At 59.1% G+C, this 19,463-nt stretch carries 22 protein-coding genes and 1 tRNA gene; 12 read left to right on the forward strand and 11 right to left on the reverse strand.

Going from position 1 to position 19,463, the window contains the following annotated elements; genetic code table 11:
- The first annotated feature begins 2 nt into the window (after positions 1–2).
- The 5 genes from ACRZ96_RS01235 (at position 3) to ACRZ96_RS01255 (ending at position 3,830) form a co-directional block, all read left to right on the forward strand.
- Complete coding sequence (locus ACRZ96_RS01235) at positions 3–1,094, forward strand: SPOR domain-containing protein (protein ID WP_480814160.1); 1,092 nt, start codon at positions 3–5, stop codon at positions 1,092–1,094.
- Positions 1,091–2,098: a beta-N-acetylhexosaminidase gene (gene nagZ / locus ACRZ96_RS01240; protein WP_170396666.1), complete on the forward strand. Its 1,008-nt coding sequence runs from the start codon at positions 1,091–1,093 to the stop codon at positions 2,096–2,098. The genes ACRZ96_RS01235 and nagZ overlap by 4 nt, the downstream gene beginning before the upstream one ends.
- Positions 2,088–2,882 (forward strand): segregation and condensation protein A, encoded by a 795-nt coding sequence (locus tag ACRZ96_RS01245; RefSeq protein WP_170509855.1) that lies wholly within the window; start codon positions 2,088–2,090, stop codon positions 2,880–2,882. The genes nagZ and ACRZ96_RS01245 overlap by 11 nt, the downstream gene beginning before the upstream one ends.
- A complete protein-coding gene (scpB, locus tag ACRZ96_RS01250) occupies positions 2,875–3,525 on the forward strand; it encodes an SMC-Scp complex subunit ScpB (protein ID WP_170396671.1) in 651 nt (216 codons plus the stop codon). The genes ACRZ96_RS01245 and scpB overlap by 8 nt, the downstream gene beginning before the upstream one ends.
- A 65-nt stretch (positions 3,526–3,590) precedes the next feature.
- The gene (locus ACRZ96_RS01255) at positions 3,591–3,830 is read left to right on the forward strand and encodes a hypothetical protein (protein WP_170396673.1); all 240 of its coding nucleotides are present in this window, start codon (positions 3,591–3,593) and stop codon (positions 3,828–3,830) included.
- Positions 3,831–3,833: 3 nt separating this feature from the next.
- On the opposite strand, the gene ACRZ96_RS01260 is transcribed toward ACRZ96_RS01255, so the two are convergent.
- The 8 genes from ACRZ96_RS01260 to ACRZ96_RS01295 form a co-directional block, all read right to left on the reverse strand.
- Entirely contained in the window at positions 3,834–4,913 is a 1,080-nt protein-coding gene (locus ACRZ96_RS01260; RefSeq protein WP_170509858.1) for a 2'-deoxycytidine 5'-triphosphate deaminase, read from the reverse strand.
- A 61-nt stretch (positions 4,914–4,974) separates the two neighbouring features.
- Positions 4,975–5,051, reverse strand: a tRNA-Pro gene (locus ACRZ96_RS01265).
- Positions 5,052–5,112: 61 nt separating this feature from the next.
- Entirely contained in the window at positions 5,113–5,703 is a 591-nt protein-coding gene (locus tag ACRZ96_RS01270; protein ID WP_480705049.1) for a MerR family transcriptional regulator, read from the reverse strand.
- Between the two features lie 18 nt (positions 5,704–5,721).
- Positions 5,722–6,024 (reverse strand): integration host factor subunit alpha, encoded by a 303-nt coding sequence (gene ihfA, locus ACRZ96_RS01275; RefSeq protein WP_008755922.1) that lies wholly within the window; start codon positions 6,022–6,024, stop codon positions 5,722–5,724.
- A gap of 96 nt (positions 6,025–6,120) precedes the next feature.
- Positions 6,121–7,092: a beta-ketoacyl-ACP synthase III gene (locus ACRZ96_RS01280; RefSeq protein ID WP_480705047.1), complete on the reverse strand. Its 972-nt coding sequence runs from the start codon at positions 7,090–7,092 to the stop codon at positions 6,121–6,123.
- A 24-nt stretch (positions 7,093–7,116) separates the two neighbouring features.
- Positions 7,117–8,202, reverse strand: coding sequence for a phosphate acyltransferase PlsX (gene plsX, locus ACRZ96_RS01285; RefSeq protein ID WP_480705045.1), 1,086 nt, complete (start codon positions 8,200–8,202; stop codon positions 7,117–7,119).
- Positions 8,203–8,226: 24 nt separating this feature from the next.
- Complete coding sequence (rpmF, locus tag ACRZ96_RS01290; protein ID WP_008756996.1) at positions 8,227–8,433, reverse strand: 50S ribosomal protein L32; 207 nt, start codon at positions 8,431–8,433, stop codon at positions 8,227–8,229.
- A 205-nt stretch (positions 8,434–8,638) separates the two neighbouring features.
- The gene (locus ACRZ96_RS01295) at positions 8,639–9,175 is read right to left on the reverse strand and encodes a YceD family protein (RefSeq protein WP_480814161.1); all 537 of its coding nucleotides are present in this window, start codon (positions 9,173–9,175) and stop codon (positions 8,639–8,641) included.
- 84 nt (positions 9,176–9,259) lie between these two features.
- Between ACRZ96_RS01295 and ACRZ96_RS01300 the strand changes: the two genes are divergently transcribed.
- The 3 genes from ACRZ96_RS01300 to ACRZ96_RS01310 all read left to right on the forward strand — a co-directional run bounded on the left by ACRZ96_RS01300 (position 9,260) and on the right by ACRZ96_RS01310 (position 12,446).
- On the forward strand, positions 9,260–9,736 hold the full coding sequence (locus ACRZ96_RS01300; protein WP_170396685.1) for an outer membrane protein assembly factor BamE: 477 nt from the start codon (positions 9,260–9,262) through the stop codon (positions 9,734–9,736).
- A gap of 98 nt (positions 9,737–9,834) precedes the next feature.
- Complete coding sequence (locus tag ACRZ96_RS01305; protein WP_480705736.1) at positions 9,835–10,569, forward strand: GNAT family N-acetyltransferase; 735 nt, start codon at positions 9,835–9,837, stop codon at positions 10,567–10,569.
- 68 nt (positions 10,570–10,637) lie between these two features.
- On the forward strand, positions 10,638–12,446 hold the full coding sequence (locus ACRZ96_RS01310) for an ABC-F family ATP-binding cassette domain-containing protein (RefSeq protein ID WP_480705041.1): 1,809 nt from the start codon (positions 10,638–10,640) through the stop codon (positions 12,444–12,446).
- Positions 12,447–12,517: 71 nt separating this feature from the next.
- On the opposite strand, the gene ACRZ96_RS01315 is transcribed toward ACRZ96_RS01310, so the two are convergent.
- The 3 genes from ACRZ96_RS01315 to ACRZ96_RS01325 form a co-directional block, all read right to left on the reverse strand.
- The gene (locus tag ACRZ96_RS01315) at positions 12,518–13,060 is read right to left on the reverse strand and encodes a sugar O-acetyltransferase (RefSeq protein ID WP_480771504.1); all 543 of its coding nucleotides are present in this window, start codon (positions 13,058–13,060) and stop codon (positions 12,518–12,520) included.
- Positions 13,061–13,070: 10 nt separating this feature from the next.
- Positions 13,071–13,826, reverse strand: coding sequence for an SDR family NAD(P)-dependent oxidoreductase (locus ACRZ96_RS01320; protein WP_480771503.1), 756 nt, complete (start codon positions 13,824–13,826; stop codon positions 13,071–13,073).
- Between the two features lie 74 nt (positions 13,827–13,900).
- A complete protein-coding gene (locus tag ACRZ96_RS01325; RefSeq protein ID WP_480771502.1) occupies positions 13,901–14,851 on the reverse strand; it encodes a GlxA family transcriptional regulator in 951 nt (316 codons plus the stop codon).
- Positions 14,852–14,983: 132 nt separating this feature from the next.
- Here ACRZ96_RS01325 and ACRZ96_RS01330 point away from each other — a divergent pair, with 132 nt between their 5' ends.
- From ACRZ96_RS01330 to ACRZ96_RS01345, 4 genes are read left to right on the forward strand one after another with little or no spacing between them, the layout of a single operon-like run.
- Positions 14,984–15,694: a GntR family transcriptional regulator gene (locus ACRZ96_RS01330; RefSeq protein WP_480814162.1), complete on the forward strand. Its 711-nt coding sequence runs from the start codon at positions 14,984–14,986 to the stop codon at positions 15,692–15,694.
- Positions 15,695–15,701: 7 nt separating this feature from the next.
- Positions 15,702–16,619 (forward strand): dihydrodipicolinate synthase family protein, encoded by a 918-nt coding sequence (locus tag ACRZ96_RS01335; protein WP_170406326.1) that lies wholly within the window; start codon positions 15,702–15,704, stop codon positions 16,617–16,619.
- A gap of 3 nt (positions 16,620–16,622) precedes the next feature.
- On the forward strand, positions 16,623–18,119 hold the full coding sequence (locus ACRZ96_RS01340; RefSeq protein WP_480814163.1) for an aldehyde dehydrogenase: 1,497 nt from the start codon (positions 16,623–16,625) through the stop codon (positions 18,117–18,119).
- Positions 18,116–19,456 carry an NAD(P)/FAD-dependent oxidoreductase gene (locus tag ACRZ96_RS01345; RefSeq protein WP_480814164.1) on the forward strand — a complete coding sequence of 447 codons (1,341 nt, stop codon included), beginning with the start codon at positions 18,116–18,118 and terminating at the stop codon, positions 19,454–19,456. The genes ACRZ96_RS01340 and ACRZ96_RS01345 overlap by 4 nt, the downstream gene beginning before the upstream one ends.
- The last annotated feature ends 7 nt before the right edge of the window (positions 19,457–19,463 follow it).

The raw sequence follows: 19,463 nt of genomic DNA on the forward strand, positions 1-19,463 counted from the left end.
AAATGACCCGCGCGCCACTTTTTACGGCGCAATCGGGCGGTGAGGCGGAAATGGCACGTTACGATTACTCGGGGCAGCATAGCCCCGAGCAGATGCATTACTCGAATCAATCGCATCCTGAAGATGCGTATGATTATCCTGATGAAAGCTATAGCTATGATGACGCCCCGCGCGCAGGCGCTGGGCTGGGCCGTATTGTCAACGTGCTTGGGGCGGTTGCGTCTTTGGCGCTGGTCGCCGGAGTCGGCGTTTGGGGCTACCAACTGATCATGCGCGACGTCAGCGGGGTACCGGTCGTGCGCGCCGCCGAAGGACCCATGCGCGTGCAGCCCGAAAATCCCGGCGGGACGCCTGCTGATAATCAGGGCCTAGCGGTGAATGCAGTTGCCGCTGTCGGGACTGCTGCACCGCCGGCAGATCGTCTGATCCTCGCACCGCGCCCCGTGTCTCTGACTGATGAAGACACGCCCATGACCGCGCTTGAGGCCACAAATGCAGTGCAAGTGATTGAGGAACCCGCCACTGATCAGGCGATCGTGAACGCTCTGGCCGAAGGGCTCGCCGCCGAACCTCTGCCTGAACAGACGCCTGAGCAGGGCGTGCAATTGGCTTCCCTGGTCACGCCCGAAGAAGAGCCCGCGATTGATCCGGCTGATTACGCCGCGCAACAGCCCGACCCTAAGATTGCTGCACTGCCTGGTGTGCGCCGGTCGCTGCGTCCGCATGTGCGTCCAGCCCGCGCTACGCCAAGTTCTATTTCGTCCAACAGCGCTACGGAAGCTGCGATCAATGCTGCAGTAAAGGCTGCTGTTGGTCTGGACGTTGATCCCGATACATTGACCAAAGGCACGCGACTTGCTCAGCTTGGGGCATACGAAAGCGCCGATGTGGCGCAGGCCGAATGGGCTCGTTTGAATGGCCGATTTGGAGAATATATGGATGGAAAACAGCGTGTTATACAGAAGACCTCAAGCGGAGGACGAACCTTCTATCGCCTGCGTGTCATGGGGTTTGATGACCTGAGCGACTCGCGCCAGTTTTGCGCGGCCCTAGTCGCGCAGGGTGCAGACTGTATCCCGGTCGCCGTCCGGTGAGATTTGGCGCGGTTATCACCGATGCCGAAGGGCTGCGCCTGACGCCGGATGAAAAAGCTTTGTTCAAAGAGATGAACCCGTTCGGGTTCATTCTGTTTGCCCGCAACATCGAATCCGCTGACCAGACCCGCGCCTTGTGCGAGGACTTCCGCGAGGCGGTTGGCCGAAATTGCCTAATCACAGTCGATCAGGAAGGTGGCCGCGTACAACGTCTGCGCGCACCTTTAGCCCGTGAATGGTTGCCCCCTTTGGATCATGTCGCGCATGCCGGAGATCAGGCCGAGCGCGCGATGTATCTGCGCTATCGTCTGATCGCGCATGAACTGCTGGGATTGGGCATCGACAGCAATTGTGCGCCGATGGTCGATCTGGCCCGCGAGGGTACTCATGCGTTCCTGAAGAACCGCTGCTATGGGTCTGATCCCGAAAAGGTTTCCGCGATTGGTCGAGCCGTTGCCAACGGACACTTTGATGGCGGAGTGTTGCCGGTAGTAAAGCACATGCCCGGCCACGGTCTGTCGACGCTCGACAGTCATCACGAGTTGCCGCATGTGGATCTTTCTCTAAGTGCACTGGAAGCAGCAGATTTTGCACCATTCCGCGCGCTGAACGACTTGCCGATGGGGATGACGGCGCATTTGGTTTATGACCAGATCGATCCACGGCCCGCAACGATTTCTGCTGGAATGATGACTTTGATTAGGGAGCGCATCGGTTTCGACGGTCTGATTATGACCGACGATATCACGATGAAAGCCCTGAACGGCGCGCCCGCCGACTTGGCCCGACAGGCACTGGACGCTGGATGCGATGTTACTTTGCACTGCAACGGGGCCTTTGAAGAGCGTGCTAAGGTGCTCGAAGCCGCTGGTGAGATGTCGGATGCGGCACAAGCCCGCGCAGATCGGGCGCTGGCCCGGAGACAACCGCCACAGGAACTTGACATCCAAGCCGCCGAGGCGGAACTATCTGCCCTAATGGGCGGGCAGGTATATGCAGGATAACCTTTTCAGCGAAGACCCGGTCTCGGTTGCCGATCGGCTGGCCGCCGAGGCTTTGATTGTGGACGTCGACGGGTTTGAGGGTCCGCTCGATGTGCTTTTGACACTTTCGCGTACGCAAAAAGTGGACTTGCGCAAAATCTCGGTTCTTGCGCTGGCTCAACAGTATCTGACATTTGTCGAAAAAGCGCGTCAGTTGAGGATCGAACTGGCCGCCGACTATCTGGTGATGGCCGCTTGGCTAGCTTTCCTCAAATCCCGCTTGCTGCTGCCCCCGGACCCGGATGATGAAGGCCCCTCGGGCGAGGAACTCGCCGCGCACCTCGCATTCCAATTGGAGCGTCTGCAGGCCATGCGCGATGCCGCTGCGCGCCTGATGGCGCGTGATCAATTGGGCCGCGATTTTTTCAAACGCGGGCAGGGTGAGGATGTTACGCGAATCCGCACCGTGACCTATTCCGCCACATTGCTGGACCTGATGCAGGGCTATGCGCGTATCCGCACGCGCGACGAGTTCCGCCCCTTCGTCATGGACCGCGACGCCGTTTTCACCATGGAACAAGCGCTTGAGCGGATGCGACCCCTGATAGGCTTTGCCGGTGCGTGGACGGATATGGAGACCTACCTGCCCGAAGGCTGGGATGCTGATCCGGTGCGGCGACGCTCGGCCACGGCTGCAACCTTCGCAGCCTCGCTTGAGCTGGTGAAAGAAGGACATATGGAGATCAAGCAAAGCGAGACCTTTGCGCCGATCCATCTGCGTAAGAGGACTGAGACACGTGACTGACGCCAACGAAGAGACAGGCACACTGTTCGAAGCGCCGCCCTTGGCGGAACAGGAACGTATGGTCGAGGCCGTGCTGTTTGCCAGCGCCGAGCCAGTGACGATTGGTGATCTTGAAGCGCGGATGCCCCATGGAAGCAATGCCGCGCAAGCTGTTGAATCGCTTCAGAAACGATACGAAGGGCGCGGGGTGCGTGTGGTGCGCGTTGGTGAGGCTTGGGCGATCCGCACAGCCCCCGATCTTGGCTTCCTGATGCAGAAGGAAACGGTTGAGACCCGCAAGCTTAGCCGGGCGGCCATCGAAACGCTGGCGATCGTGGCTTATCACCAGCCCTGCACGCGTGCGGAGATCGAGGAAATCCGGGGCGTGTCCGTTTCGCGCGGCACCATTGACCAACTGCTTGAGATGGAGTGGATCCGACTGGGCCGCCGTCGCATGACACCAGGCCGTCCGGTGACATTCGTCGTAACGCCTGAGTTTCTGGATCATTTCGGGCTGGAAAACGCCCGTGACCTGCCGGGCCTGAAGGAGTTGCGCGCAGCCGGATTGTTGGAGAATCGCCCACCCCCTGGTGCTGTGCCGCTGGGCGAAGGGCAGGGTGATGACGAGGACGAAGATCAAACCGAACTGTTCGAAGAAGAGTGATCGGACAGCCCTTTTATTGCCGCAGATCCCGCCTATCATAGGGTGCAGGAAACGGAGTTGAGCCAATGAATGCCAATCGGATCATCGATATGATCGTGCGCCGGGTGATGCGTCGCCTGGTGAACCACGGTGTGGACAAGGGTATTGATATGGCCAGCAAGGTGGGCCGCAAACCGGGTCAGTCTGATGTTGAGAATGGCCCCGAGGCGGATCGCCAGATGCGCGATGCGACCAAGCGCCAAAATCAAAGCGCAAAGCAGATGCGGCAGGTGTCGCGTCAGATGCGTCGGTTCATGAAGTTCTGAAACTCAGCCCACAGCTTTGAAATGCTTGGACAGTTTCAGGCCTTGACCCTGATAGTTCGAGGCAATCCCAGCACCATATAGCTGTGTCGGCATTTCTGCCATCTTCTCATAAACCAGGCGCCCGACGACTTGTCCGTGTTCCAACACAAATGGCGCTTCGTGGCAGCGCACTTCCAGCACCCCGCGTGATCCAGCGCCGCCTGCTTCGGCATGTCCAAAGCCCGGGTCAAAGAATCCGGCGTAATGTACCCGGAACTCGCCGACCATAGCCAGATAAGGGGCCATTTCAGCAGCATACATTGGCGGGATATGCACCGCTTCGCGGCTGACGAGAATGTAGAACGCGCCGGGGTCGAGGATGATGCGACCATCCTTGGTATGCACCTCTTCCCAGTATTCCTGCGGGTCGTATTCGCCGATCCGATCCAGATCGATCACCCCGGTATGGGGCTTGGCACGATAGCCGACCAGATCGGTATCGGGCAGTTGCAGATCGACCGAAAACCCCAACCCGTCCTGAATGACGGCTGGCCCATCAACCAACGGCGTTTGACCATGCAACGCGGTCAGCTCGGCGTCGCTGAGTACCGCCTGACCTTTGCGGAAACGGATCTGATTCAGACGCATTCCGGGGCGCACCAGAACCGAGAACGATCGCGGGCAGATCTCGGCATAAAGCGGACCTGTGTAGCCTGCGGGAACCCGATCAAACTCGGTTCCGCCATCGGTGATCGTGCGCGTGAGCAAGTCGAGCCGCCCGGTCGAGCTTTTGGCATTGGCCACCGCACTGACGTCATCGGGCAGGGCGAGTGATTCCATCAGCGGCACCAGATAGACACAGCCCTTTTCCAGAACAGCGCCTTCAGTGATGTCGATGCGGTGCATCTCAAACTCGGCCAGCCGGTCTGCGACAGACCGTCCTTCGCCTGCCAGAAACGACGCGCGCACCCGGTAAGCCACTGTTCCCAAACGTAGATCAAGGCTTGCCGGCTGCACCTGTGCAGGGATGATGTCTGGGCTTGCGGCGATCTCACCGCGTGCAATCATCGCCTCAAGCTGTTGATTTGGGCAAACACCTGTCATCTCGATCCCCTCTGCTGCCAGAGCGGGATCTGGCCTATGTGCCATAAACGTCGGTGTGATTTGGTCGGGCTAGCAGGACTCGAACCTGCGACCTTCCGTCCCCCAGACGGACGCGCTACCAGGCTGCGCCATAGCCCGACGTTGAGGTGTTCATAAAGACTTTCCCGGCGGGGGCAAGAGGAAATCATCGCCTTTTTTGCTATCCCGCCGTGTGGTGTTCGACGCGATCCAGCCACCTGCGCAGGTCCTTGGCGATGGGTGCAATCTGGTGCAACAGCTCATCGTCATACTCGTCACGATTCCATGCCAGCGAGGCAATACCACCCATCAGCGGCGCTGCATCCAGCTCAGCCGGTATCGGTTTGGGTTCGGGGGTTGCGACGGGTTTCGGAGCCTCTGGGGCAGGGGAATGGGCGGTTTCGCCCAAATCCATGTCGATCTGGTTTGCGGATGGTTCCGGCGCTGAAGCGAACGGAACCACAGTATCGTCGATGCTGGGTGCGGGCGCGTTTTCATCCAAATTGGGCGAAAGCGATGCAACATGCGCAACGCCCTGTTCCCGAAGGATACGCTGAACACCTTTGATGGTAATCCCGTCCTCGTGCAGCAGTTTCTTGATACCGCCCAGCAGACGCATATCATTGGGGCGATAATATCGCCGCCCACCGGCGCGTTTGACGGGTTTGACTTGGGTAAACCGGCTTTCCCAGAAACGCAGCACATGAGCCTGAACTCCGAGCCAGTCCGCAACTTCACTTATGGTGCGAAAGGCATCGGGGGACTTACTCATAACCTGGATGTCCTGAACTTACTTGCGGTTCCCTGCGGCGACGCGATCCTTCATCAGGTGCGACGGACGGAATGTCAGTACACGACGGGGCTGGATCGGAACCTCTTCACCGGTTTTAGGGTTGCGACCGATACGGGCGGTTTTGTCCCGAACGCTGAAGGTGCCGAATGACGAAATCTTAACCTGTTCGCCACGCACCAGCGCGTCAGACATGTGGTTCAGAACGCTTTCGACCAGCTGTGCGCTTTCATTGCGTGACAAGCCAACCTCACGAAAGACGGCCTCGCTCAGATCCATTCGGGTCAGTGTTTTGTCGCCCATGCTTTTTCCCCTGTTGATGTCTGAGCATATGGCTATGCAAAATTCGCTGTCAATATCAATGAATTGCAGGAGGCTCTGTAAGCCGGATTGTGCCGGTTACCAACGCAGTGCGACCGCCCCCCAGGCCAGACCGCCACCAATCGCCTCTGTAACGATCAGATCGCCGGTTTTGATCTGGCCGTTTTGCTTGCCCACCGACAGGGCCAGAGGGATGGAGGCTGCCGATGTGTTGCCATGGTCCTGAACGGTGACGACGACGTTATCCATCGGCAGGCCCATCTTCTTGGCGGTGCCCTGAATAATGCGGATATTGGCCTGATGCGGCACGATCCAGTCGACATCATCGCTGGACAAACCGGCTCGTTCCAGCGCGACTTCGGCAGTTCGGGCCAGTTTCTCGACCGCATGACGGAAGACCTGATTGCCCTGCATCCGCAAGTGGCCGGTGGATTGGGTCGAAACCCCGCCATCAACATAGAGAAGGTCTTTGTAGCGTCCGTCCGAATTCAAGTCGGTCGCAAGAATACCGCGATCATCCGAAGTGCCCTGACCCTCTTGCTCTTCCAGAACCAGTGCGCCCGCGCCATCGCCAAACAGCACGCAGGTCGACCGGTCGGTCCAGTCCATGATTCGTGAAAAGGTCTCGGCGCCGATCACCAGTACGCGCTTGGCCTGACCGGACAGGATCAGGGCGTTGGCGTTGCTGAGCGCAAAGACAAACCCTGCGCAGACCGCCTGTACATCGAAGGCAAAACCTTTGGTCATGCCCAACCGGGCCTGTACCATGGTTGCCGCCGAAGGAAAGGTCAGATCAGCTGTGGAGGTTGCCAGTACAATCGCGTCGATATCATCCGCCGTCAGTCCGGCATCAGCCAGTGCGGCTTCGGCCGCTTTGGTGGCCAGATCGGAAGTGGTTTCTTCCTCGGCCGCGAAGTGTCGCCGCTCGATCCCGGACCGGGTGCGAATCCATTCGTCCGTCGTATCCAGCGTTTTCTCGAACTCAGAGTTCGGTACAACGCGCTCTGGCAAATAATGCCCGACACCTACAACAACTGAGCGGCCTGCCATGCTGGGGTACTGCCTTTTTTGTTATTATTCCGATTGAGTCACGGAATGGGCCGCATCTTGTGCAAGTGCGGCTGTTGATGCAACCCGTGCCGCCAATTTTTCGGCGAAACCGGATTCAGCCAGAGTGAAGGCCAGCTTAACCGCTGCGGAAACGCCGGTTGCGTCCGCTCCGCCGTGGGATTTCACCACGGTTCCGTTGAGTCCCAAGAACACGCCGCCATTGACGCGGCGCGGGTCTATCCGCTTTTTCAGACGATTCAACGAGGTGATTGCCAGGATCGAGGCCAGCCGGGATAGGGGCGAGTATTTGAACGCTTCACGAAGCAAATCACCGATAAGGTTCGCGGTGCCTTCGCCGGTTTTAATGGCGACATTTCCAGTGAAGCCGTCGGTCACGATCACGTCAGCTTTGTCGCCGGGGATATCGCTGCCTTCGACAAAGCCCACGAATTCGAAATTCGCCTGATCGGCAAAGTCCGAGATCATCGCGTGGGCTTCTTTCAGTTCGGCGCGGCCCTTGTGTTCTTCGGTGCCGACATTCAGCAACCCGATCCGAGGGCGGCTGAGCGCCATACCGTTGCGCGCGTATGAAGCCCCCATCAGCGCGTATTGCAACAGGTCCTTGGCATCAGCGCGCACATCTGCGCCGACGTCCAGCATCACGTTGAACCCATGCGGATTGCGCGAGGGCCACAGGATCGCGATGGCAGGGCGGTTCACGCCGGGCAGCTTGCGCAGCCGCAACATGGACATGGCCATCAGCGCTCCCGTGTTGCCGCAGGACACCGCGCCGTGCGCTTCACCTGCACGCACCGCTTCCAGAGCGGACCACATCGACGTGCTCTTGCCGCTGCGGACAACCTGGCTTGGTTTGTCTTCCATCGTGACCACGTCCGGGCAATCACGAAAAACGACGCGCCCATCAAGGACACGCCGTTTGGCAACCAGCTTGCGTAGTTCCTGTTCCTGACCGTGCAGGATGAACCCGATCTTCGGGTTCTTGTCCGCAGATTTTGCAATGCCCGCCACAACGACGGCAGGGCCCGAATCTCCGCCCATAGCGTCAACCGAGATGATGATCCGTCCGGTCTGCGTGGGCTGATCCGTCATGCCTTGGCCTGCGTCCAATCAGGCTTAGGCCGCGTCTTCGTCCAGGTCGATTTCGTCGGCCTGAGCGACGACTTCACGATCGTCATAGTGGCCGCAAGATGCGCAAACGTGGTGCGGGCGCTTCAGCTCGCCGCAGTTCGGGCATTCGTTCGGGTTTGCAGCAACCAGAGCGTCGTGTGCGCGGCGGTTGTTGCGACGCGACTTGGAAACTTTGTTCTGTTGGACGGCCATGGTCTCAACCTTTGTCTGATATGGGCTGACAGATTCGCTGTCAGCCGGGTTACGTACTTTGTTTTCTCGTGGTTTGACGCGCGTTTAAGGGGCTTGCCCCGCAATGTCCAACCCAAATTCCAATGAGCGCGCGAAAATACTGCGATTCTCGTCATGTTCAAGCGGTTTTTCTGACGGCCTGCTATGACAGGAAATCCCTCGCCTGTCACTCGTCTTTTTTCATCGCATCCCGCAGCCCCGCCAAACCAGCGAAGGGTTTTACATCCTCATCTGTGAGGGCCTGTTTGCCCGGTTCGGTATAGTCTATCTGGCCCAGCTCGACTCCATCCTTCCGTGGATATTGGGGCAGGGCCAGCGACAGCGCTTCAACCATGATCAGCGCAGGATCGATCTCGGGCCCAAGCGGTTCGGTCTCGTCATCCTCGGGGATTTCGAACTCGGGCTCTTCCGGATCGCTCCAATCGGCCAGAAAGACGCGACTCACCGGGGTGTCGATGCGTGTGGTCACTGGTTCCAACGTCACGACACAAGGTTGGATCACCGTTGCGCCCAGCTTGCCAGAAAGCATCCAATCCCGTTTGCCCTGCGCGCGCAATTCGCCGACAAAGCTGAGCTTGCGCAGGCCAAGCAGGCCGAGCTCTTGTTTTATGACCTCCAGCGCGTCGCCGGTCGGGCGCAACTCAAACGGGGTCGGAGCGTTTTGCGGCAGGTCTGCGACGCGTAAAGATGTCTGGTTGCTCATTCGTGAGGTTTTCCTGTGTTGAACCGGAGCCTTGGTTTCTGTAATCGGATAGGGTCCGCAAGGGGCCATGGCAAGAGGATGTGCATGTTGAAGGGTTTGAACAGGTTGAAACCAGCGTCGAAAACGCTTGTCTTTGCGGCCTGTCTGGCGGTCGCGGGCGCATGTTCACCAATCTTCAAGAATCACGGCTACGTGCCTCCGCCAGAGGATCTGGCCAAAATCAAGGTCGGCGTCGATACCCGCGATAGTGTTGAAGAAACCATCGGCGCGCCCAGCTCGGCGGGCGTGGTGCGGGATTCGGGCTATTACTATGTCGCCTCGCGCGTCCGTCATTATGGGCCCAAACGACCCGAGGTCGTTTCACGTGAACTGGTCGCGATCAGCTTTGATCAGCGCGGCGTCGTTCGCAATATCGAGCGGTTCGGCCTGGAAGACGGCTATGTCATCGTGCTGGATCGTCGCGTGACCGATTCCAACGTGGAAGACAAAGGCTTCCTGCGTCAGCTTCTGGGTAACATCGGCAACTTCAACCCGGCAAATATTCCTGGCGCAAACAACTAAAGCGACCAATTCTCTTGCAGTGGTCACAGGACAGTCACACATTCTGTAGTAAGGACCAGACAGATGTGACCGGTCAGCAACCGCAGGAGGATGCGACCATGGCGGTTTTGTTGGACAAGGGCCGATATCGCGCCCGCTTGGCGCAAACCGAGCAAGACGTGGCGGCGGCGCAGACGCTGAGGATGCTGACCTTTGCTACTGATGGTCAGGATTGTGATGCTTTTGACGAACGCTGCGCCCATGTTCTGGTCGAAGATCTGCAGGCCGGTGGGGCGTTGGTGTGCTGTTTCCGTATGCTGACAATGCAGGGCGGCTTTGAAGTCGGACTCAGCTACTCGGCACAGTTCTATGATCTGTCGGCGCTACGCGATTTTACGGGACCGATGGTTGAGATGGGCCGGTTCTGTATCCACCCGGACTACAATGATCCGGATATCTTGCGTGTCGCGTGGGGCGCAATGACGGCGTATGTCGATCAGAACGGGATCGAAATGCTGTTTGGTTGTTCGTCATTCGCTGGAACCGAAACAGCCGAATATCTTGACGCTTTTGCGATGCTCAAACACCGGCATCTGGCACCAAGGCGTTGGTTGCCACGAGTCAAGGCGCCGGATGTGTTTCGCTTTGCGGCGCGTTTGCGCCGACGCCCCGATGTAAAACAGGCGATGCTTCGGATGCCGCCCTTGTTGCGCACCTATCTGATGATGGGGGGGTGGGTCAGCGATCATGCGGTGGTAGACAGGCACATGAACACCCTGCATGTGTTCACCGGCCTTGAAATCGGAGCAATTCCCCCAGCTCGTAAACGGTTGCTGCGCGCGGTGGCTGGGTGATTTGAGTATCTGGGAAAAGGTGAAGTTGGGGCGTTGACGCCTTGCTTTGGCCGGTTTAGCTGGCGGGTATGGCGAGAATTCCTTTATTGCAGATGTCCGGTATCTCTCTGACGTTCGGGGGTGATCCGGTGTTTTCCGATCTGGACCTTGTGGTTCAACCCGGTGATCGCGTGGCGCTGGTCGGGCGGAACGGGTCTGGCAAATCCACTTTGATGAAAGTGATGGCCGGGCTGGTCGAGGCCGATCAGGGTGAAATCGTCATCCCTCCTGGTAAATCAGTGGGTTACATGGAGCAGGATCCCGGAATGCAGGGATTCGCGACGCTTGGAGACTACGCCTCAAGCGGGTTGGAGCCGGGTGAGCTGTATAAGGTCGAACGCGCGGGCGAAGGGCTGAAATTCGACCCTGAGCGTGCGGTCGAAACCGCTTCGGGTGGGGAAAGGCGACGCGCGGCTTTGGCCAAGCTGATGGCCGAGGCGCCGGACCTGATGTTGCTGGACGAACCGACGAACCACCTGGATATCGAGGCGATTGCGTGGTTGGAGCGTGAGTTGGGCTCGACCCGCGCCGCCTATGTTTTGATCTCGCATGATCGCGCATTCCTGCGTGCGTTGACCCGTGCGACGCTGTGGATCGATCGCGGAGTTGTACGGCGGCAGGAACAGGGCTTTGCGGCCTTTGAAAGCTGGAGGGACAAGGTCTGGGAAGAGGAGGATCAGCAGCGCCACAAGCTGAACCGCTTGATCAAGTCCGAGGCGCGATGGGCCGTCGAGGGTATCAGCGCCCGCCGCAAGCGCAATCAGGGTCGTGTTCGGGCGCTACAAGCCTTGCGCGCCGAGCGTGCAGCGCAGATCAAACGTCAGGGATCGGCTGCCATGACGTTGGAATCCGGTCCGAAATCAGGCCGCAAGGTCATCGAGGCCAATGGCGTTTCAAAGGCATTTGACTCTCAGCAGATCGTGCGCAATTTCGATCTTCTGGTTCAGCGCGGTGACCGTGTGGCCTTTGTTGGGCCGAACGGTGTGGGCAAGACCACGTTGCTGAAAATGCTGCTAGGTCAGGTCGAACCGGACAAGGGTTCGGTGGTGCTGGGTACTAACCTTGAGATCGCCGTGTTCGATCAGGCGAGGGCACAGCTGGACCCGGAAATGAGCCTGTGGGACAGCTTGACCGGCGATCCCGAGATGCGGGTCTCGGGCAAGGCCGATCAGGTGATGGTCGGCGGGCAGCCCAAGCATGTGGTGGGCTATCTCAAAGAGTTTCTGTTTGATGATGCGCAGGCAAGAGCGGCTGTTAAGTCATTGTCCGGAGGGGAAAAAGCCCGGTTACTGTTGGCGAAACTGATGGCAAAAACCTCTAACCTGCTGGTGCTGGACGAACCGACCAACGATCTGGATGTCGAAACGCTGGATCTGCTGCAGGAATTGCTGGACGACTATGATGGCACGGTGCTGCTCGTTAGCCACGATCGGGATTTTCTGGATCGTGTTGCGACCACAACCATCGCCATGGAGGGCAACGGGCGCGCGACCGTCTATGCTGGTGGTTGGTCCGATTACATCGCTCAGCGAGGTGATGTAGTTGCGAAAAAGGAAGAAAAAGCAAGGCCTTTAAAACCGAAAGTGAAGCAAGAAGCGAAGGCAAAAGCAGGGCTGTCGTTCTCGGAGAAACACCGACTTGAGAAGCTACCAGCAGAGATCGCGCGCCTTGAAGCCGAGATCGCCAAGCTCGAAGAACTGATGTCTGATCCTGAGCTGTTCACACGCGAACCGATCAAGTTCCAGAAGGCAACCGATGCCCTGGTCGAACGGCAGGAAAAACTGTCAGCGGCTGAGGAAGAGTGGCTGATGCTTGAAGAGAAGGCCGAAGCCGGTTGAGTCCGAGTTGTACAACTTCAATCGACTAGATTGTCTGAGTTGTACAAACCTATGCACCGGTTTGCGCGTGCTCAAATGGGGCGGGCAGGGTTACCAACAACAGTTGCTCGGGCAGGGACGTCCTTCGTGACGACGCTGCCTGCACCGACGATGGCGCGGTCTCCGATCGTGACGCCGGGCATTATGATCGCGCCGCCGCCGATCCAGACGTTTTCGCCGATTGTCACCGGGTGGTCGATTTCCAGACCCTGTGCGCGCAGGGCTGAGTCTTTGGCGTGTTGGGCGCAATAGATCTGCACCGTGGGGCCGAGCATCGAGTCACTGCCGATGCGAACAGGCGCGGTGTCGAGAATGACACAGCCCGCATTCAGATAAACCCGGTCGCCCAGCGACAGGTTCATTCCATAAGCGCAGTGGAACGGAGCCTCAAAATAGCAATCTTGCCCGATCCCCGCAAAGAGCGCCGCCAATTCGGGAGCTATAGCCCCTCGGTCATCGGGCGGGCAGGTGTTGTGGGCATGGACCGCGCGGCGTGCTTTCATACGAAGCACTTCCAGTTCGGGGTCGAGGCAGCAATACCACTCGCCTGCTGCCATTTTCTGCCGCTCGGTCATGAAACCCGTCTTAGCGCATCCGCAGGGCACCGTCGATGCGGATGACCTCTCCGTTCAGGTAGCCCATCTCGACGATGAACCCGGCCAGACGACCGTATTCGCGCGGGTCGCCGAGGCGAGCAGGGTTGGGGACGTCCGCCGCAAGCTGTTGCTGCACCTCTTCGGGCAGACCAGCCAGCATCGGGGTCATGAAGATGCCCGGTGCGATGGCCATCACACGGATACCAGTCGAGGCCAGATCGCGCGCCATGGGTAGCGTCATGCCGACCACGCCGCCTTTCGAGGCTGAGTAGGCCGCCTGACCTTTTTGCCCGTCAAAGGCGGCGATGGAGGCCGTGTTGATAATCACGCCGCGCGCGCCATCCGGTTCAGGATCATTCTTTGCCATCTCTGCGGCAGCAAGACGCGAGACGTTGAAGGAGCCGACCAGATTGATGTCGATGGTACGCTGGAACGCCTCCAGAGGGTGGGGGCCGTCTTTGCCAACCGTTTTGGCTCCGATCGCGATCCCGGCGCAGTTCACGGCGGCGGTGATGCGACCCATCTTGTCCATCGCATGTGCAATCGCTGCAGCGACCGAGGCCTCATCCGTCACATCAGTTTGCGCGAATTGTCCGCCGATTTCAGCCGCGACTTGCGGGCCACGCTCGGCGTCGCGGTCAAGGATTGTGACCTGCGCGCCGTTCTCGGCAAAGTGACGGGCTGTGGCCTCACCCAGGCCGGAGGCTCCGCCGGTGATCACCGCAGCTGTGGTTGAGAGTTGCATGGCGGGTTCCTTCCTGATCTGAACACTTGTTCAGATAATCCCAACCATGGCCCTCTGTCCAGTCACAGCTTTGATCAATCAAGCCTGCTGCGCTGCTGCATGGGCGTGACACCAAAGGCAGCCCTGTACACGCGCGAGAAGTGGCCAGCGCTTTCGAAACCGCAGGCAAAGGCGACCTCGGTCACCGAAGATTCGGTCTGCAACAGCAGATTGCGGGCGCGGTCCAGCCGCAATTCCATGAAGTATTTCTTAGGCGAGGTGTTCAGGAATTTCCCAAACAGACGCTCCAGTTGTCGGGTTGAGATACCGATATCGCTGGCAATGACCGAGGGCGACAGTGGACTTTGAATATTGTCGGTCATGATGTGGATCGCCTTGGCCAGATGCGCGTTCCGCATCCCGTTGCGCGATTGCAACGAGACGCGCTGATCGGCAGTGGCGTTGCGCACGGCGTTATAGACCATCTGATCGGCCACTGCGACCGACAGGTCGTGGCCGTGGTCGCGTTCGATCAGGTGCAGCATCAGATCGGCGGTCGCGGTGCCGCCCGAGGCGGTCATGTGTTTTTCGTCGGCGACAAAGACGCTGCGGACGAGGTTGATCTCGGGGAAGGCCTCCATGAAAGCATCATGGTATTCCCAATGGATCGCCGCCTGCATCCCATCCAAAAATCCGGCCTCGGCCAGCAGCCATGCACCGGAACACAAGGCGCTGATATTGGTGCCCCGTGCCCTCTCTCGGCGCAGGGTTGCGAGCAGCGGGCGCGAGACGTGATTGCGCATGTTTATTCCTGACAGAACAAACAGTTGGTCACATTTTGGGATAGATCCCAATCCGCCATGCACCAAAGTGACCGATCCGTTTGAACAGACCGCATGCTCAGCGTGTTCGGACAGGAAGGACCATCGATAAAGATCTTCCTCGGCCAGCAAATTTGCGATCCGCAATGGCTCGACCGCGCAGGAGAAGGCGAGATGCGAGAATTCCTCGACCAGTATGAAGGCGTAGTGCTGTGTTTGGTTCATCGATAGTCCGGAATCAGGGCGTTCTGACAGTTTTCTGCATGCTGCACGAAAACTAACTGTATACAACATGTATTTTTATACGATACCAGAGGGCAAGCTATCGATTCGCGGGATCGTGATTAAGGGGATCGGATGAGGGACGAAGGGAAATCACCGAAAGAGGCGTTGGCTGAGCATCTGAAGATGTCGGTTCTGACCCTGCGTTTGCGTCCCGGAGAAGATTTGGACGAGGCGCAGCTGTCGCAGGCCTTTGGCCTGTCGCGCACGCCTTTGCGCGAAGTGTTCCGGCAGTTGGCCGGTGAGGGGTATCTGGACCTGCGCACCCATCGCGGGGCGCGGGTGTCAGAGATGTCTCATACCACGCTACGCGATTTCTTTCTGGTTGCGCCGATGGTCTATGGCGCGGTGCTGCGTCTGGCCGCGGCGAATGCGACGCACGATCAGATCGATCAGTTGAAAGAGGCGCAAGAGACGTTTCGGCAAGCCTTGCGTACAGGCTCGGCTGAGGAGCGGACGCTGGCCAATACCCGGTTTCACGAGGTGACCGGAGAGATGGCGGGGAATGTCTATTTATCCCCTTCGTTCAACCGGTTGCTGATCGATCACGCGCGGATCGGGATGACATTTTATCGCCCGCAGACCGCACGAATGGCTGAGAACCTTTCAGAGGCGAGCGACCAGCATGACGCCATGATCGCCGCCATCGAGGCGGGCGATGAGGCGGCTGCTGCGCAGCTGGCCGACGACCACTGGACCCTGTCACGCGATCAGATCGAGCTGTTCGTGATGCCCGAGGGGTTGGATTTTCCGCTGGGGCAGGTCCCCGGCATGACATCTGCATGAGGGACACATGACTCCGATCTTCAGATTTGAGGGTATTTATACGCCGGTGGTGACACCCTACGCGGCGGATGGTGGCGTGAACTGGGACGCGTTGGCCGAGGTGATCGAGTACCTGATCGAGAATGGTGTGCACGGGCTGATCTCGGGCGGGTCCACCGGCGAAAACTATGCGCAGACCGTCGATGAGCGGCTGGAACTGGCGCGCTTTACGCATGAACAACTGAAGGGGCGTGTGCCTCTGGTTGTGGGAACGGGGGCGATGCTGACCGGGGACTCCGTCGCTTTGGCCTCAGGTGCGCGAGACCTAGGCGCAGATGCGATCTTGTTGGCCAGCCCGCCCTATTCGGTGCCCACCGACCGCGAGAATGCGCTGAACGCGCTGGCAATCGACAAGGCGGCTGACCTGCCGGTGATGCTGTACAACTATCCGCACCGGACCGGCACGATGATGGGGGAAGAGTTCCTGGACCGCGTAGGCCGCAGCCGGAACTTCTGTGGCATCAAGGAAAGCTCGGGCGATATCAACCGGGTTCATCTGCTGGCGCGGGATTATCCGCATATTCAGCTGGGCTGCGGCATGGATGATCAGGCGCTGGAGTTCTTCGCCTGGGGAGCGCCGTTCTGGGTCTGTGGTGGGTCGAACTTTCTGCCCGCCGAACACGTGGCGCTGTATCAGGCTTGTGTGATCGAGGGCAACTTTGCCAAGGGCCGTCGCATCATGAGCGCGCTGATGCCGCTGATGCGGGTGCTGGAGCAGGGCGGCAAATTCATCCAGACGATCAAGCATGGCGTCACCATGAACGGGATCGATGCAGGCGTGGTGAGGCCGCCTCTGAAAGGTTTGAACAAAGATGACAAACGCGCGCTGGAACAGGTGACGCGCGTTCTGAAACGCAAAATCGCAGATATTTTGGCGGAGGGTTAAGGCATGGGCTTGTTGACGAAAGACGAATACGAATCCATCGCTGCGCATCTGGATCTGCCGACGGGCGCTTTCATCGATGGCGGCTACCGCCCGGCGACCTCAGGGCAGGTGTTCGAGACTATCAATCCAGCCACCGGGGCTGTGCTGACCAGCATTGCTGCCTGCGGATCGGAGGATGTGGATTTTGCGGTCGAAAAGGCGCGAGAGGCCTTTGACGACGGGCGTTGGTCAAAGATGCCCCCCTCGGATCGCAAGGACATTCTGATCCGCCTGTGCAAGCTGCTTACCCGCAACGCGCGGGAACTGGCGGTGATGGAGAGCATCGACAGCGGTAAGACCATCTATGACTGCGAAACCGTGGATGTGCCTGAGACGATCCACTGCCTGAAATGGCATGCCGAGGCGATCGATAAGATCTATGATCAGGTCTCGCCCGCCAGCGATGATCACATTGCCATGGTGGTGCGCGAGCCCATTGGTGTGGTTGGGCTGGTCCTGCCGTGGAACTTCCCTCTGCTTATGCTGGCGTGGAAGATCGGGCCGGCGCTGGCGGCGGGCTGTTCGGTGGTGGTGAAACCGGCGGCCGAGACTTCTCTGACCGCGCTAAAGGTGGCGGAGCTGGCCGCGGAGGCCGGGTTGCCGCGCGGTGTGCTGAATGTGGTGCCCGGCGGTGGCGCCGAGGTGGGCGAACCCATCGGGCGGCACATGGATATCGACATGGTGTCCTTCACCGGCTCGACCGTGACGGGCAAGAAGTTCCTGAACTATTCCGCTGAAAGCAATGCCAAGGAGGTGGTGCTTGAGATGGGCGGCAAGAACCCGGCCATCGTAATGGACGATGCGGAAAATCTGGATCGGGTGGCGGCGCATGTCGTCAATGGCGCATTCTGGAACATGGGCGAGAATTGCTCGGCCTCATCGCGGTTGATTGTGCATAAAGACGTGAAGGCAGAGCTGCTGGAGCGTATTGCCCACCACGCTAAACATTGGAACGTAGGCGACCCGTTGGAGCCAGAGACCCGCATGGGCGCGCTTGTCAGCGAGGGGCATTATTCCAAGGTGTGCGGCTATCTGGATCAGGCCGAGACTGTCCTGATTGGTGGCAAGGCGGAGAATGGGTTCGTTGAAGCCACGGTGGTCGAGGTGCCCGGAAACGATGCCACGCTGGCGCGCGAGGAGATCTTTGGCCCGGTTTTGTCGGTGATCGAAGTTTCGGGCTTTGACGAGGCGATCAGCATTGCCAATGACACCGAGTATGGGCTGTGCGCCTCGATCTTCACGGCCAACGCCAAACGCGCGATCCGTGGCGCGCGGGCGATCCGGGCGGGTACCGTCACGATCAACAGCTTTGGTGAAGGGGATATCACCACACCCTTTGGTGGCTACAAGCAGTCCGGGTTTGGTGGCCGGGACAACTCGGTTCACGCCCATGATCAGTATACCCAGCTGAAAACCATCTGGATTGATCTGGCCGATGACGAAGATGAGGCGGTAGATTGACGATCTACACCGCCAAACGTTTGCCCCGGCAAACCGGAGTGGCAGGATGGAATGCCATCCTGCCTCTGCAGCAAGACCTGCCTCGGCTTGAGCAAGACCAGACCGCAGATGTGACCATCATCGGCGGTGGTTTTGCCGGGCTGTCCGCAGCGCTGAGGCTGCATCAGCTTGATCCAACGCCGAAGGTTGTGGTGCTTGAGGCTGGGCGCTTTGCGGAAGGCTCTGCCGGGCGCAACTCAGGGTTCATGATCGATCTGCCGCATGACTTGGCCTCGGACAATTACGCCAGCGATGGGCTGGAGGCAGATCGGGCCACAATCGCGCTGAATCGCCAGGCGATTTCCTTTGCGACCCGGGTAGCCGCTGAGTGCGACCTGTCGCCGGAGATGTTCGACCCGTGCGGCAAGATCAACGCTGCTGCGACCGCAGCGGGTGATCGGCACAACGCAGACTACGCAGTGCATCTGGCGCGATTGGGAGAGCCCCACGAGCTTTTTGATGCACAGCAGATGCAGGCGCTGACAGGCAGCCCGCATTACACATCTGGTCTGTTTGCGCCCGGGACGGTGATGATCCAGCCAGCAGCCTATGTTCGGGCTCTCTCAACGCATCTGGCTGGGCGGATCGGTGTTTATGAAAACTCTGCCGTGACCGGGTTTCGCAAACAAGGCGGTGGCTGGGTGGTCGAGACCGAACAGGCGCGGGTTTCGACGGGGCGGATCGTGATGGCAACGAATGGTCACCTGGAAAGCTTTGGGTTTTACCAGCGGCGTCTGATGCACATCTGCCTCTACGCGTCGATAACGGAACCGCTGACGCCAGATCAGATCGCCACGCTGGGCGGACAGCCACGCTGGTCGGTAACGCCAGCGGATCCGATGGGCACTTCGGTCCGGCGGGTTTCGGGCAGTTATGGGGATCGCATTCTGATCCGGACCTGTTCAAGCTTTCATCCTGAAATCCACAGCGGCGACAGCCATTTGAAACGGGCAGGCGCGGTGCACGATCGTAAGTTTCAGGAGCGATTTCCCAACTTGCCGAATGTACAGATGCAGCACCGTTGGGCTGGGATGCTGTGCCTCAGCCGCAATGGCTCGGCAGCGTTCGGTGAGATCGAGCAGGGTGTATATGCCGCCTGCTGTCAAAACGGATTGGGTATAGCGCGAGGAACATTGCAGGGAATGGGCGTGGCAGAGCTTGTACTGGGGAAAGACTCCCAGATTGCAGATCATTTTCTGGCGCAACCGATGCCACCGCGTTTACCACCCGAGCCCTTCGCATCGGTTGGGGCCAATACGTATCTGCGCTGGAAAGAGTGGCGATCAGGGGCGGAATAGCTTGCAG

The organism is Ruegeria sp. CF1 (genome assembly GCF_056537445.1).